The sequence below is a fragment of the Terrabacter sp. BE26 genome (assembly GCF_041941675.1).
Classification (GTDB): domain Bacteria; phylum Actinomycetota; class Actinomycetes; order Actinomycetales; family Dermatophilaceae; genus Terrabacter.
Genome location: NZ_CP090122.1, coordinates 333824 through 348488, shown reverse-complemented (window position 1 = coordinate 348488; position 14665 = coordinate 333824). Strand labels below are relative to the sequence as shown.

The following is a 14665-nucleotide window of genomic DNA, read 5'->3' as shown; positions in this document are numbered from 1 at the left end:
CACCGGGGGTCGGCGCCGCCGCCGTCTGCGGGACGACACGCGTCCCGTCGACACCCACCGACCCAGCGGCCGGGCTCGTTGGAGCCCGGTGCCCGCGACTAGGGTGATTGCCACTCGGCTCGCCCGACCGAACGTCACACGAAAGCAGAGACAGACATGGCTGACCCCGCCCGCGCCCGCAAGATCGCCGACCGGATCAAGGTCATCGTCGCCGAGTACCTCGAGTTCCGCGTCAAGGACGAACGCCTCGGCTTCGTCACCATCACCGACGCCCGCGTCACGGGCGACCTGCAGCACGCGTCGGTCTTCTACACCGTCTTCGGCAGCACCGAGGAGCGCCAGGCGACCGCCGAGGCGCTCGAGTCCAACAAGGGCCGCATCCGCTCGGCCGTCGGCAAGGGGATCGGCATCCGCCTCACGCCGTCGATCGAGTTCATCGCCGACGCGCTGCCCGAGGGCGCTGCCCACCTCGAGGACCTCGTGGCCCAGACCCGCGCCCGTGACGAGGAGCTCGCCCGTGCAGCCGCGAACGCGCAGCCGGCCGGGGACCCCGACCCCTACCGCAAGCCCGTCGACCGCGCCGACGACGACGTCGACACCGACGCCGACTCCCGCGCCGACTCCCACGCCGAGGCGGGCGCCGACCTCGAGGCCCGATGACCGAGGCTCCCGGTGGCCTGCTCGTCGTCGACAAGCCGGCCGGCTGGACGAGCCATGACGTCGTGGCCCGGGCCCGCCGGCTCTGCGGCACCCGCCGCGTCGGACATGCGGGAACGCTGGACCCCATGGCGACCGGCGTGCTCGTGCTCGGCGTCGACCGTGCCACCAAGCTGCTGACCTTCCTCGTCGGCTGCGACAAGTCGTATGCCGCCACGATCCGACTCGGGGTCTCCACCCTCACCGACGACGCCGAGGGAGAGGCGACCCAGGCCCTCGGTGTCGGTGACGTGCCGGCCCTCGAGGCGGCCCTGCCGGCGGCCGTCGCCGCGCTCACGGGGCAGCTGCAGCAGGTGCCGAGCGCCGTCAGCGCCATCAAGGTCAAGGGCGTGCGCAGCTACACCAGGGTGCGCCAGGGGGACGCCATCGAGCTCGCGGCCCGGCCGGTCACCGTCAGCCGCTTCGACGTGCTGGCCGTGCGGCCGGGGACGGGGGCTCCCGAGGTCGGACCGCCCATCGCGGTCGTCGACGTGGACGTCGAGGTCGACGTGTCCTCCGGCACCTACGTGCGGGCGCTGGCCCGCGACCTCGGCGCGGCGCTGGGCGTCGGCGGCCACCTCACGGCGCTGCGGCGCACGCGCGTGGGCCGCTTCGGCCTCTCCGACGCGCTGTCGCTCGACGAGCTTTCCGCCAGGTCCGAGACCGCCGGGGGCGACGGCATACCGCTCCTGCCCATCGCGACGGCCGCGCGGGCGCAGCTGCCCGTGCACGAGGTCTCCGCCGAGGAGGCGCTCGCGCTCGGATACGGCCAGCGCATCCGCAGCGCCGTGCCGGATGCCGACGCCGTCGCCGCCATCGATCCGGACGGGCGACTGGTCGCCGTGCTCGACGAGACCCGCCCGACCGCCCGCGCTCGGGTCGTCTTCGCCCCTGCCCCGGCCAAGGCATGACCGCCCCGGGCACGCCGCCCGACTGCGGCCACGCCGCGGCCACTACAGTGGTCGCCGTGCAGCGCTGGTACGGACTCGACGACATCCCGGCCGACCTCGGGCGCACCGTCGTCACCCTCGGAAACTTCGACGGAGTGCACCGCGGGCACCGGGAGGTGCTCAGCCGCGTCGTGCGCGAGGCCGCCGAGCGCGGCGCCGTGCCCGTTGCGGTCACGTTCGAGCCGCACCCGATCGCCGTGCTCTACCCCGAGCGCGCACCCGCAGCCGTCATGTCGCTCGAGCAGCGCCTCGACGCGCTCGCGTCCGTCGGCCTCGGTGCGGTCCTCGTCATCGAGTTCACCCGCGAGTTCGCCCAGCAGACCCCCGAGGAGTTCGTCCGGGTCACCTTCGTCGAGGCCCTCGACGCCTGCGCCGTCGTCGTCGGCAAGGACACCCGCTTCGGGGTCCGCAACTCCGGGGACGTCGAGACGCTGCGCGAGCTCGGCACCGCGCACGGCTTCGAGGTCATCGCCCTCGACGACATCGGCGACAGCCCGGAGCAGGGCGCCCGCTGGAGCTCCACCCAGCTGAGGGCCGAGCTGCTCGCCGGCAACGTCGGGCACGCCGCCCAGATCCTCGGTCGTCCGCACCGTGTCACCGGCACCGTCGTGCACGGGGACCACCGGGGGCGCGAGCTCGGCTATCCCACCGCCAACCTCTCGCCGGACAACGAGGGCCTCGTCCCCGCCGACGGGGTCTACGCCGGCTGGCTGGTGCGCCTCGACCTCGACCCGGCAGACCCCGACCGGACTCTCCCGGCGGCCATATCGGTCGGCACCAACCCGACGTTCGACGGGGCGCAGCGTCGCGTCGAGGCCTACGTGCTCGACCGCACCGACCTCGACCTCTACGGGGAGCGGGTGGTCGTGGAGTTCGTCTCCCGCCTGCGCCCGACGCTGCGCTTCGAGTCCGTCGACGCCCTCGTCGAGCAGATGGCCGAGGACGTGGCCCGGTGTCGCGAGATCCTCTCGGCGATCGTCCCGTCCTAGCCCGGGCGACCGGTCGGGGCTCGTCGGACCGGCCGGCACTGCGGACAGTGGCACGAGGAACGCACGGCCCCGCCTGGCTACGCATCGACCTCGGCCTGCTCGTCGGGGCCCTCGGCCTCTCGCTTCTCGGTTGCGTCCTCGTGTGGTCGGCCACCCGGGCAACCGTCGGAGCGAGCGCCGGCCTCAAGCAGCTTGTCGCACTCGCCGTGGGCCTGTGCTGCGCGGCGCTCGTGACCCGGCTGGACGTCCGCGCCGTGCGGGCGGCCGCCCCGGTGCTCTACCTCGTGGCCGTGCTCGGCCTCGTGGCGGTCCTCTCGCCGCTCGGATCCACGGTCAACGGCTCGCGGTCCTGGATCCGGCTGCCGGGCGGCTTCAGCGTGCAGCCGTCCGAGCTGATGAAGGTGGCGCTCGCGGTGGGGCTGGCCATGCTGCTGGCCGAGCGTGCCGAGCGCGGCCTCCACCAGCGTTCCCGCGACGTCGTCCTCGCCTGGGTGGTGGCCGGCATACCGGTGCTGCTCGTGCTGGCGCAGCCCGACCTCGGCTCGGCCCTGGTGCTCGTCGCCATGTCGGTGGTCATCATCGCCGCGGCGGGCGCGCCGGTCCTCTGGACCGGGGCGGTCGCGGCGGCAGGGGCAGCCGCGGTCGCCGCCGCGTTCCTGACGCCCGTCCTCTCCGGCTACCAGCGCAACCGGCTGCGCGCGTTCCTCGATCCGTCGCTCGACCCGCAGGGCATCGGCTACCAGACGCGTCAGGTGCGGATCGCGATCGGCTCGGGCGGCCTCGCCGGCCAGGGCCTGTTCGAGGGGCACCAGACCCAGGGCGGGTTCATCCCCTTCCAGGAGACCGACTTCGTCTTCTCGGTCGCGGGGGAGGAGCTCGGCTTCCTCGGCGCTGCCGGGCTCGTCGTGCTCATCGGCTTCATCGTGGTGCGCTGCCTCGTCGTGGCGCGGCGCGCCGACGCCTTCGGGCGCCTCGTGGCCATCGGCGTCGCGGTGTGGTTCGGCGTGCAGGCCTTCGAGAACATCGGGATGAACCTCGGCCTGATGCCCGTCACCGGCCTGCCCCTGCCCTTCGTGTCGAGCGGCGGGTCCTCACTCATCGCGTCGTGGATCGCGCTGGGTCTCGTCGGCAACGTCGCCGCCGTCTCGGGCGCACGAACGCGCAGGCTACGGGCGCGCTGAGCCGGGCACACGGCATACGAAGGGTCACGTTTCGATGTGGAAGGTCGATGGATCCGTGACTTGCCCGGCGGTTGTTGACATCATCCGGGCAGGGCGGCGGTTCGCAGACGCCGATGACGGATCAGCCGCAGTGACGAAGGAGTCCACATGCCCCGCCAGGCACTCGCCGACCGCACCGTCGACCAGGAGGTCCTCGACGGGCGCGCCCCAAGCGTGGGCGCCCTCTTCCGCAACCGGGTGCGGGCCACGCCCGACGCGCCGGCCTACCTCTACTTCGAGGACGGGGCCGCCGAGCTGACGACCCTGACGTGGGCGCAGACGCACGAGGTCGTCGAGCAGTGGGCTGCGGGACTGATCAGCCTCGGGGTGCAGCTCGAGGACCGGGTCGCCATCGCGTCCACCACGCGCGTGGAGTGGATCCTCGCCGACCTCGCCGTCATCTGCGCCGGCGGCGCCACGACCACCGTCTACCCGACAACGATCGCCGAGGACGTCGCCTACATCCTCGCCGACTCCGGGAGCGGCATCGTCTTCGCCGAGGACGAGGAGCAGGTCGCCAAGCTGCAGCGGGTGCGGTCCGAGGTGCCGGACGTGCGCCAGGTGGTCGCCCTCTCCGGTCCCGGCAGCGCGGACGGCTGGGTCATCACGACCGACGAGCTCGCCCGGCGGGGACGCGAGTGGCTCGCCGAGACGCCCGACCTCGTCGACTCCCGCATCGACCAGCTCGGCCCGGAGCACCTGGCCGTCGTCATCTACACCTCCGGCACGACCGGCCGCCCCAAGGGCGTGCGCCTCGTGCAGGACAGCGTCGTCTACGAGGGCGCGGTCATCGACGCCCTCGGTACCTTCACCAGGGACGACCTGCAGTTCCTGTGGCTGCCGCTCTCCCACGTCTTCGGCAAGATGCTCGTCGCCACGGGCCTGCAGATCGGCTTCCCGACGGCGGTCGACGGTCGCATCGACAAGATCGTGGACAACATGGCCGTCATCAAGCCGACCTTCATGGCGGGGCCGCCGCGCATCTTCGAGAAGGCGCACGGGAAGATCGCGCTGATGTTCGCGGGGGAGACCGGCGCGAAGAGGAAGCTCATCGACTGGGCCCTCGCGGTCGGCGGCGAGGTCCGCGACGTCCTCGCGCGCGGCGAGCAGGTCCCGCCCGTGCTGCGCGGCAAGCACGCCCTCGCTACGAAGCTCGTGCTGGGCAAGGTGCAGGAGCGCTTCGGCGGCCGGGTGCGCTTCATGATCAGCGGGTCGGCTCCGCTCAACGCCGAGGTCGCGCGCTGGTTCGGCGCCGTGGGCCTGAACGTCCAAGAGGGCTACGGCCTGACGGAGACCTCGTCCGGCACCACGGTCAACGCCCCGGACCACGGCGCGTACGAGTACGGCTCGGTCGGCTGGCCGCTGCCCGGCACCGAGGTCCGCATCGCCGAGGAGGACGGCGAGATCCTCGTGCGGGGACCGGGCGTCATGCGCGGCTACCACAACAACCCGCAGGCCACGGCCGAGGTGCTCACCGAGGACGGCTGGTTCCACACCGGCGACATCGGGCGCATCGACGAGCGCGGCTTCCTCTTCGTCACCGACCGCAAGAAGGACGTCTTCAAGACCTCGGGCGGCAAGTACATCGCGCCGGCCGAGATCGAGGCCCGCTTCAAGGGGCTGTGCCCGTTCATCAGCCAGTTCCTCGTCCACGGTGCCGGCCACAACTACGCGACGGCGCTCGTCACCCTCGACCCCGACGCCGTTGCGGGCTGGGCACCCACGGTCGGACTCGAGGGCCGGTCGTACGCAGAGGTGGTGTCCTCGCCGCAGGCGCGGGCGCTGGTGCAGGGCTACGTCGACCGGCTCAACGCCGGCCTCAACCGCTGGGAGACGATCAAGAAGTTCACGATCCTGCCGGAGGACCTCACGGTCGAGGCGGGCGACCTCACACCGAGCATGAAGCTGCGTCGCAAGGCCGTGACCGAGAAGCACCGCGCCGAGCTCGAGGCCATGTACTGAACCCTCTGGGCTCGCTCCGCTCGCCCGCGTTCGTCGCGCTCTGACGTCACGCCTTCCCTCCTCGGCTCGCTCGCTGCGCTCGCTTCGCTCGTCAGTCCAGGCGTGACGCGCGCCGAACCGGCCGTGCGGCTCCGTCCTCAGCGTTTTCGCCTCGGCGAGGCGCGCACGTACCATGACGGGATGCCCGGTGAGTCACTCTTCAACGCCCTCGAGCCCCTGCTGGAGCGGGTCAACAAGCCCATCCAGTACGTCGGCGGTGAGCTCAACTCCACCGTCAAGGACTGGAACGTCGGGGGCCACGGCCCCGACGGCGAGGAGCTGACGACGCGCTGGGCGCTGATGTACCCCGACGCATACGAGGTCGGGGTGCCCAACCAGGGCGTCATGATCCTCTACGAGGTCCTCAACGAGCGCCAGGACGCCCTCGCCGAGCGGACGTATGCCGTGTGGCCCGACATGGAGTCCTCGCTGCGCGAGGCGGGCCTCCCGCAGTTCACGGTCGACGGCCACCGCTCGGTGCGCGACTTCGACCTCTTCGGGCTCAGCTTCTCGACCGAGCTCGGCTACACCAACATGCTCACGGCGCTCGACCTCGCCGGCATCCCCCTGCATGCAGCCGACCGTGGCCTCGACGACCCGATCGTCGTCGCCGGGGGCCATGCGGCGTTCAACCCCGAGCCCGTCGCGGACTTCATCGACTGCGCCATCGTCGGCGACGGCGAGCAGGCCGTGCTGACGGTCACCGACATCGTGGGGGAGTGGAAGGCCCAGGGACGCCCCGGTGGGCGCCGCGAGCTGCTCCTGCGCCTGGCCCGCACCGGCGGGGTCTACGTCCCGGCGTTCTACGACGTGTCCTACCTGCCCGACGGCCGGATCCAGCGCGTCGCACCGGCGGCCGACGCGCACGGTGTGCCGTGGCGCGTGTCGAAGCACACCGTCATGGACCTCGACGCGTGGCCCTACCCGAAGCAGCCGCTCGTGCCGCTCGCCGAGTCGGTGCACGAGCGCATGTCGGTCGAGATCTTCCGCGGCTGCACGCGCGGCTGCCGCTTCTGCCAGGCCGGCATGATCACGCGCCCGGTGCGCGAGCGGTCGATCACCGGCATCGGCGAGATGGTCGAGCGGGGCCTGGCCGCGACCGGTTTCGAGGAGGTGGGGCTGCTCTCGCTCAGCTCGGCCGACCACTCCGAGATCGCCGACCTCACCAAGGGCCTGGCCGACCGCTACGAGGGCACGCAGACCGGGCTCTCGCTCCCGTCCACCCGCGTCGACGCGTTCAACATCGACCTCGCCAACGAGCTGACCCGCAACGGCCGCCGCTCCGGGCTGACGTTCGCCCCCGAGGGCGGCTCGGAGCGCATCCGCAAGGTCATCAACAAGATGGTGTCCGAGGAGGACCTCATCAACACCGTCGCCGCCGCCTACGGCGCCGGCTGGCGGCAGGTCAAGCTCTACTTCATGTGCGGCCTGCCCACCGAGACCGACGAGGACGTGCTGCAGATCGCCGAGCTGGCCAAGCGGGTCATCGAGACCGGTCGCCAGGTCTCCGGGCGCCGCGACATCCGCTGCACCGTCTCGATCGGCGGCTTCGTGCCGAAGCCGCACACCCCGTTCCAGTGGTGCGCGCAGCTCGGGGTCGAGGAGACCGATGCCCGCCTGCTCAAGCTGCGCGAGGCGATCCGTGCCGACAAGCGCTACGGCTCCTCGATCGGGTTCCGCTACCACGACGGCCAGCCCGGTCTGGTCGAGGGCCTGCTCTCCCGCGGCGACCGCCGTGTCGGGCGTGTCATCGAGGCGGTCTGGCGCGACGGTGGCCGCTTCGACGGCTGGAGCGAGCACTTCTCCTACGAGCGCTGGATGCGGTGCGCCGGCGAGGCGCTCGCCGACCTGCCCGTCGACGTCGCCTGGTACACGACCCGCGAGCGAGGCGAGTCGGAGGTGCTCCCCTGGGACCACCTCGACTCCGGCCTCGACAAGGACTGGCTCTGGGAGGACTGGCAGGACGCCCTCGACGAGACCGAGGTCGACGACTGCCGATGGACACCGTGCTTCGACTGCGGCGTCTGCCCCCAGATGGGCACCGAGATCGAGATCGGCCCCACCGGCAAGACGCTGCTGCCCCTCACCGTGCTCGGCGCGGGCCGCCAGGAGCTCCTCGAGCACCAGCACTGACGCCCACCGCCGCTGACGAGGACGGCTGAGCCGCACCCCGGGGCCGTATGCCGCCTGGCCGGGGGAGGGGGGAGCGACATACGGCGTCCGGTGGGTGCGGGATCGACGGGCCGCAACCGGGGGAGCCTCGTGGTGAGACACCAGGGGTCGACACCGTTTCGCGGTGTCGCTCCTGCGACAAGTCCCCCAAGAGACATCCGAGGTCCCGGATGCCGCCGTGTCGAGTCGACCAGCGCTCACAATCGACGCTAGGTGCTGAGGCGGGTGCCACGCGGCCGATTACCTGAACGCGTCCCTTATGCCCTCGAAGTCCGGGGCGAGAACGGGTCGGACCGGGTCGGACCGGGTCGGACCGGGTCGGCCGCGGGCGGGACCAGGCGACCAGGCGCAGCCCGCAGGCGCCCGACGCCCTCGGGAGGGGGGCGGCGTCAGACGGGGAAGCCGACGTGGGCCAGCGCCTGGCGCACGAGGACCCCGTGGGAGCCCGGCATCTCATTGCGGAACGCCGTGGAGGCCGCCTCCTCGGGAGTGACCCACGACAGGTCGAGGGCGTCCTGCTGCGGCCGGCAGTCGCCCATGACGGGGACGACGAAGGCCAGGGACACGGCGTGCTGGCGCGGGTCGTGGAAAGGGGTGACACCCGGCGTCGGGAAGAACTCCGCCACCGTGAACGGCTGTGGCGACAGGGGGATGCGCGGCAGCGCCATCGGCCCGAGGTCGCTCTCGACGTGCCGGACGAGCGCGTCCCGGACGCGCTCGTGGTAGAGCACCCGGCCGCCGACGACCTCCTGCCCGATGCCGCCGTCGCTGTCGGCGCGCAGCAGCAGGCCCAGGTGCGTCACGGTCCCGCGGTCGTCCACCCGCACGGGGATCGCGTGGACGTAGAGGATCGGCAGCCGGTCCCGGGCGCTGTCGAGGTCCTCGCGGCTCAGCCAGGCACCTGCCGTGTCCACTTCGTTCATGCCGTCATCCTGCCAAACGACCCGCGGCCGGGGACCGCCGGTCCACGGACGGGGTCCCCGACCCCGCCGAACGGCATACGACAGTGGTGCCGGACCGAGACGGCACCGGGGAGACGCGCTCGCCGGCCCGGGCACCGCGTCAGGCTAGACTGGCGAGCACAGGCGTTCGAGCCGTCATCAGCGGCGAGCCTCCGGAAGAACAGAGCGCGAGCTCCCACTAGAACCGGACGGGTGGGCCCGTCACAGCCTCGGACAAGAGAGGTCGTATGCCGTCAGCCCCCTGGGGCGCGTGCGTACGGCAAACGGGGTGGTACCGCGGCAACCTCCGGCAGGAGACGTCGTCCTCGTGCAGGCGAGTGACCAACAGACGCGAACGCAGGAGACCACGAGCATGACCTATCCCAAGGTCACCACGAACGACGACGCCGCCCAGTCCGCGGCGGGCGTGCCGTCCAACCCGCGCTTCCCCGAGATCGAGCAGCGGGTGCTGAAGTACTGGGACGAGGACGGCACCTTCCTGGCGTCCGTCGAGGGCCGTGACGCCGGCACCGACGGCGAGAACGAGTTCGTCTTCTACGACGGTCCGCCCTTCGCCAACGGCCTGCCGCACTACGGCCACCTGCTCACCGGCTACGTCAAGGACATCGTCCCGCGCTACCAGACGATGCGCGGCCGGCGCGTCGAGCGCCGCTTCGGCTGGGACACCCACGGCCTGCCTGCCGAGCTCGAGGCACAGCGCCTGCTCGGCCTCAAGACCAAGCAGGACATCCTCGAGCTGGGCATCGACAAGTTCAACGACGCCTGCCGACAGTCGGTGCTGAAGTACACCAGCGAGTGGCGCGACTACGTCACCCGCCAGGCCCGCTGGGTCGACTTCGACCACGACTACAAGACGCTCGAGCCCGACTACATGGAGTCGGTCATCTGGGCGTTCAAGCAGCTCCACGACAAGGGCCTGGTCTACGAGGGCTTCCGCGTGCTGCCCTACTGCTGGAACGACCAGACGCCGCTGTCCAACCACGAGCTGCGCATGGACGACGACGTCTACAAGATGCGCCAGGATCCGGCCGTCACCATCGGTCTGCGGCTCGAGACCGGCGAGCTCGCGCTCGTCTGGACGACGACGCCGTGGACCCTGCCGGCCAACCTCGGCATCATGGTCGGCCCCGACATCGACTACGTCGTCGTCGAGTCCGACGTCACCGGCACGACGGAGCGCTACGTCATCGGCGAAGCCCGCCTCGCGGCATACGCCAAGGACCTCTTCGGCGCGGACGTCGACCCGGCCACGCTCGACGAGCGGGTCGTCGAGCGGCTCAAGGGCAGCGACCTGGTCGGGCGGGCGTTCACGCCCCCGTTCTCCTACTACGTCGGGCACGCGCGCGCCCACCGCGTCTTCCCGGCCGAGTTCGTCACCACCGAGGACGGCACCGGGCTCGTCCACACCGCCGGCGCCTTCGGCGAGGAGGACAAGATCGTCACCGACGCCGCCGGCATCGAGCCGGTCGTGCCCGTCGGCCCCGACGGCCGCTTCCTCTGGCCGGTCACCGACTACGAGGGCATGCACGTCTTCGACGCCAACGCCCACATCATCGACCACCTCAAGGCGGCCACCCGCGGTGAGGGTGAGGCCGGCTCGGTGACGCCCGGCACGGTGCTGCTGCGCCGCGAGACCTACGACCACAGCTACCCGCACTGCTGGCGCTGCCGCGAACCGCTCATCTACATGGCGGTCTCGTCGTGGTTCGTCGAGGTCACCAAGATCAAGGAGCGGATGCTCGAGCTCAACCAGCAGATCGAGTGGACGCCCTCGCACATCAAGGACGGCCAGTTCGGCAAGTGGCTGGCCAACGCCCGCGACTGGTCCATCTCGCGCAACCGCTTCTGGGGCAGCCCGATCCCGGTGTGGAAGTCGGACAACCCGGAGTTCCCGCGCGTCGACGTCTACGGCTCCTTCGAGGAGCTCGAGCGCGACTTCGGCGTCGCGGTCGAGGACCTGCACCGGCCGTTCATCGACAGCCTCACGCGGCCCAACCCCGACGACCCGTCGGGGCGCTCGACCATGCGCCGCGTCGAGGACGTCCTCGACGTCTGGTTCGACTCCGGGTCGATGAGCTTCGCCCAGGTGCACTATCCCTTCGAGAACGCCGACTGGTTCGAGCACCACTTCCCCGGTGACTTCATCGTCGAGTACATCGGGCAGACCCGCGGCTGGTTCTACACGATGCACATCCTCGCCACGGCGCTCTTCGACCGCCCCGCCTTCGAGACGTGCCTCAGCCACGGCATCGTGCTGGGCTCGGACGGGCAGAAGATGAGCAAGTCGCTGCGCAACTACCCGGACGTCTCCGAGGTGTTCGACCGCGACGGCGCCGACGCCATGCGCTGGTTCCTCATGAGCAGCCCGATCCTGCGTGGCGGCAACCTCATCGTCACGGAGCAGGGCATCCGCGACGGCGTGCGCCAGGTGATGATCCCGCTGTGGAACGCGTGGTCCTTCTTCTCGCTCTACGCCAACACCGCGCGGGGCGGGGAGGGCTACGACGCGAAGCGCTCCACGACCTCCTCGAACGTGCTCGACCGCTACCTGCTCGCCAAGCTGCGCGAGTTCGTCGGCGACATGACCGGGCAGCTCGACGCCTACGAGATCGCCGCCGCGTGCGACACGATGCGCGGCTTCCTCGACGTGCTGACGAACTGGTACATCCGCCGCTCCCGCGACCGCTTCTGGGGAGGCGAGAGCGAGGAGTCCTTCGCCGCGTTCGACACCCTGTGGACGGCGCTCGAGACGGTCACCCGGGCCGTCGCGCCCCTGCTGCCGCTCGTGACGGAGGAGATCTGGCGCGGGCTGACGGGTGGACGCTCCGTGCACCTGACCGACTACCCGACTGTGGAGGACCTGCCGGCCGACCACGAGCTCGTGGAGGCGATGGACCGCGCCCGCGAGATCGCCTCGACGGGCTCCAGCCTGCGCAAGGCCCGGGGCCTGCGCGCGCGCCTGCCGCTCGCCGGGCTCACCGTGGTCACGAGCCGGCCCGAGAGCCTGGAGCCCTTCCGCGGCATCATCTCGGACGAGCTCAACGTCAAGGCGCTCGCGCTCGTCGACGTCTCCACCGCGAGCGAGGCGGACTTCGGGGTCAGCCAGCGACTCACGGTCAACGCCCGCGCGGCCGGCCCGCGCCTCGGCCGTGACGTCCAGCTGGCGATCAAGGGCAGCAAGTCGGGCGACTGGTCGGTCGGGCCCGACGGCACCGTCACGGCCGGCGGACTCGCCCTCGTCGAGGGCGAGTACACGCTCGAGACGGTCGTCGCGGGTGAGGCCGCAGGCGCGGGGGCCACGGCCATGCTCCCGTCCGGGGGCTTCGTCGTGCTCGACACCGCCGTCACCCCCGAGCTCGCCTCGGAGGGCGTGGCCCGCGACCTCGTCCGGGCGGTCCAGCAGGCACGTCGTGACGCGGGCCTGCACGTCAGCGACCGCATCAGCCTGACGGTGCAGGGCGGCCCCGAGGTCTTCGAGGCCACGGTCACCCACCGAGACCTGATCGTCCGCGAGACCCTGGCGGAGCAGTTCGCGTCCGCCGGGCTCGAGCACGCACTTCCCGCCGGGCTACCCGGCACGCCGACCGACGTGGTCGTCGGCGACAACCACCGGGCGATCATCCTGGTGGCGAAGCGATGAGCGCCACGAACCGCGAGGACGAGCTGGAGGCCGCCGACGTGAGCACGACCCCCGAGCACGAGACGACAGCGACCGCTGCAGGCACCGAGGAGGTGGTGGTGCGCGGCGCGGTCGGTGACGACCTCGCCGGGGTGCTGGCCGTCGGGCACCGCACCTGGCTGGCCACCTACGAGCCCATCGCCGGGCCCGAGTACGTCGCCATGGGCCTGGCCAAGTGGTGGACGAGCGACGTCGTCACCGACTCCATCCGCAAGGGCCGCACCCTGGTCGCCGTCGAGGGCGACGAGGTCGTCGGGGTCGCGACGTACGGCCACCAGGACGACGCCTTCGTGCTGTGGAAGCTCTACGTCCTGCCTGGCCACCACGGCAACGGCATCGGCTCGCGCCTGCTCGAGGCGGTGGTCCGGCGTGCGGTCGAGACCGAGCACGCACGCATCACCCTGTCCTACCTCGAGGGCAACCAGCAGGCGGCCCGCTTCTACGCCAGGCACGGGTTCGTCGAGACCCATCGCGAGACGCCGGGCTCGGGGCTGCCCGAGAGCGTGTGGATGGCCCGCGACCTGAACGGAGGGGACCGGGCATGAACGGTCGACCCGATGCTGCCGCCGTCGAGGCGGCGCGCAACCTCGAGGAGATGAAGCGGATGCGCGAGATCGAGGAGGAGATCCTCGCCCGCGCCCCCGAGAACGACATCGGCCCGTCCCTTGGACGCATCCGCGCCGTCATGGAGCTGGCCGGTGACCCGCAGCGCAGCTACCCCTCGATCCACCTCACCGGCACCAACGGCAAGACCTCGACCAGCCGGATGATCGACTCCATCCTGCGCGAGGCCGGGCTGTCGACCGGACGGTTCACCTCGCCCCACCTGCACGACATCCGTGAGCGGATCACCCTGTCGGGCAAGCCGATCCCGCGCGAGAAGTTCATCGCCGCCTACGAGGAGATCGCACCCCTGGTCGAGCTCGTGGACGCTCGCTCGCTCGAGTCCGGGGGCCGCCGGATGAACTTCTTCGAGGTGCTCGTCGCGGTCGCCTACGCGGCCTTCGCCGACGCCCCCGTCGACGTGGCCATCATCGAGGTGGGCCTCGGTGGCTCCTGGGACGCGACCAACGTCATCGACGCGCAGGTGGCCGTGATCACACCCGTCGACCTCGACCACACCAACCTGCTCGGCAACGACGTCGTGTCGATCGCCGAGGAGAAGAGCGGCATCATCAAGGCCGACTCGGTCACCGTCTCCGGCGTCCAGCACGAGGACGTCGCACGCGTCCTGCTGGACCGTGTCGAGGAGGTGGGCGGATCACGGATCGTCTTCGAGGGCAACGACTTCGGCGTCCTCGCACGCGAGGTGGCCATCGGCGGCCAGCAGGTCTCCCTGCGCGGGCTGGCGGGGGAGTATGCCGACCTCTTCCTCCCGCTCCACGGCGCGCACCAGGCAGGCAACCTCGCCACCGCCGTCGCAGCCGTCGAGTCCTTCCTCGGGGGCGGTGAGCACCCCATCGCCGCCGAGGTCCTCACCGCAGCCTGCGCGGCGATGACCTCGCCGGGGCGACTGGAGGTCGTGCGCCGCTCGCCGACGGTCCTCGTCGACGCCGCCCACAACCCGCACGGTGCCCGCTCGCTCGTGGCCGCCCTGGAGGAGTCCTTCGCCTTCACCCGGCTGGTGGGCCTGATCGGGATCGTGGCCGACAAGGACGCGACCGGGATGCTCGAGGTCCTCGAACCCGTGCTCGACCACGTCGTCATCACCCGCAGCTCCTCGCCCCGTGCGATGCGCCCCGACGAGCTGGGGGCGCTGGCGGTGGAGGTCTTCGGCGAGTCCCGCGTCACCGTGGTGCGCGACCTGCCCGACGCGCTGGAGCAGGCCGTGACGCTCGCAGAGTCCGACGGCATGGGCGCCGGGGTCATCGCGACCGGCTCGGTGATCACGGCCGCCGAGGTCCGCATGCTCCTGGGGCTCACCGACGTGTGAGACGCAGCCGGCCGGTGGCAAGCGCCACCGGCCGGCTGCCGCTGCAGCCCGTGCTGCCACCAG

The 14665-nt window shown here is 71.5% G+C and carries 10 protein-coding genes; 9 read left to right on the top strand and 1 reads right to left on the bottom strand.

Annotated features, from left to right (window positions below; genetic code table 11):
- The first annotated feature begins 156 nt into the window (after nt 1–156).
- The 6 genes from rbfA (at nt 157) to LQK93_RS01620 (ending at nt 7989) form a co-directional block, all read left to right on the top strand.
- Nucleotides 157–660 (top strand): 30S ribosome-binding factor RbfA, encoded by a 504-nt coding sequence (rbfA, locus tag LQK93_RS01645; RefSeq protein ID WP_374969843.1) that lies wholly within the window; start codon nt 157–159, stop codon nt 658–660.
- A complete protein-coding gene (gene truB / locus LQK93_RS01640) occupies nt 657–1607 on the top strand; it encodes a tRNA pseudouridine(55) synthase TruB (protein ID WP_374969842.1) in 951 nt (316 codons plus the stop codon). Before rbfA ends, truB begins: the two co-directional genes overlap by 4 nt.
- Nucleotides 1608–1663: 56 nt before the next feature.
- On the top strand, nt 1664–2635 hold the full coding sequence (locus LQK93_RS01635; RefSeq protein ID WP_374969841.1) for a bifunctional riboflavin kinase/FAD synthetase: 972 nt from the start codon (nt 1664–1666) through the stop codon (nt 2633–2635).
- Nucleotides 2599–3816, top strand: a complete 1218-nt coding sequence (gene rodA / locus LQK93_RS01630) for a rod shape-determining protein RodA (RefSeq protein WP_374969840.1) — start codon at nt 2599–2601, stop codon at nt 3814–3816. The genes LQK93_RS01635 and rodA overlap by 37 nt, the downstream gene beginning before the upstream one ends.
- Nucleotides 3817–3963: 147 nt before the next feature.
- Nucleotides 3964–5817 (top strand): AMP-dependent synthetase/ligase, encoded by a 1854-nt coding sequence (locus tag LQK93_RS01625; protein WP_374969839.1) that lies wholly within the window; start codon nt 3964–3966, stop codon nt 5815–5817.
- Nucleotides 5818–5997: 180 nt separating this feature from the next.
- Nucleotides 5998–7989 (top strand): TIGR03960 family B12-binding radical SAM protein, encoded by a 1992-nt coding sequence (locus tag LQK93_RS01620; RefSeq protein ID WP_374969838.1) that lies wholly within the window; start codon nt 5998–6000, stop codon nt 7987–7989.
- A gap of 428 nt (nt 7990–8417) precedes the next feature.
- Here the strand turns inward: LQK93_RS01620 and LQK93_RS01615 are convergent, their stop codons facing one another.
- Nucleotides 8418–8951, bottom strand: coding sequence for an NUDIX hydrolase family protein (locus tag LQK93_RS01615; RefSeq protein ID WP_374969837.1), 534 nt, complete (start codon nt 8949–8951; stop codon nt 8418–8420).
- A 391-nt stretch (nt 8952–9342) separates the two neighbouring features.
- On the opposite strand from LQK93_RS01615, the gene ileS reads away from it, so the two are divergent.
- From ileS to LQK93_RS01600, 3 genes are read left to right on the top strand one after another with little or no spacing between them, the layout of a single operon-like run.
- Nucleotides 9343–12630: an isoleucine--tRNA ligase gene (gene ileS, locus LQK93_RS01610; RefSeq protein WP_374969836.1), complete on the top strand. Its 3288-nt coding sequence runs from the start codon at nt 9343–9345 to the stop codon at nt 12628–12630.
- On the top strand, nt 12627–13214 hold the full coding sequence (locus tag LQK93_RS01605; RefSeq protein WP_374969835.1) for a GNAT family N-acetyltransferase: 588 nt from the start codon (nt 12627–12629) through the stop codon (nt 13212–13214). The genes ileS and LQK93_RS01605 overlap by 4 nt, the downstream gene beginning before the upstream one ends.
- Nucleotides 13211–14602: a bifunctional folylpolyglutamate synthase/dihydrofolate synthase gene (locus tag LQK93_RS01600; protein ID WP_374969834.1), complete on the top strand. Its 1392-nt coding sequence runs from the start codon at nt 13211–13213 to the stop codon at nt 14600–14602. The genes LQK93_RS01605 and LQK93_RS01600 overlap by 4 nt, the downstream gene beginning before the upstream one ends.
- Nucleotides 14603–14665: the final 63 nt, after the last annotated feature.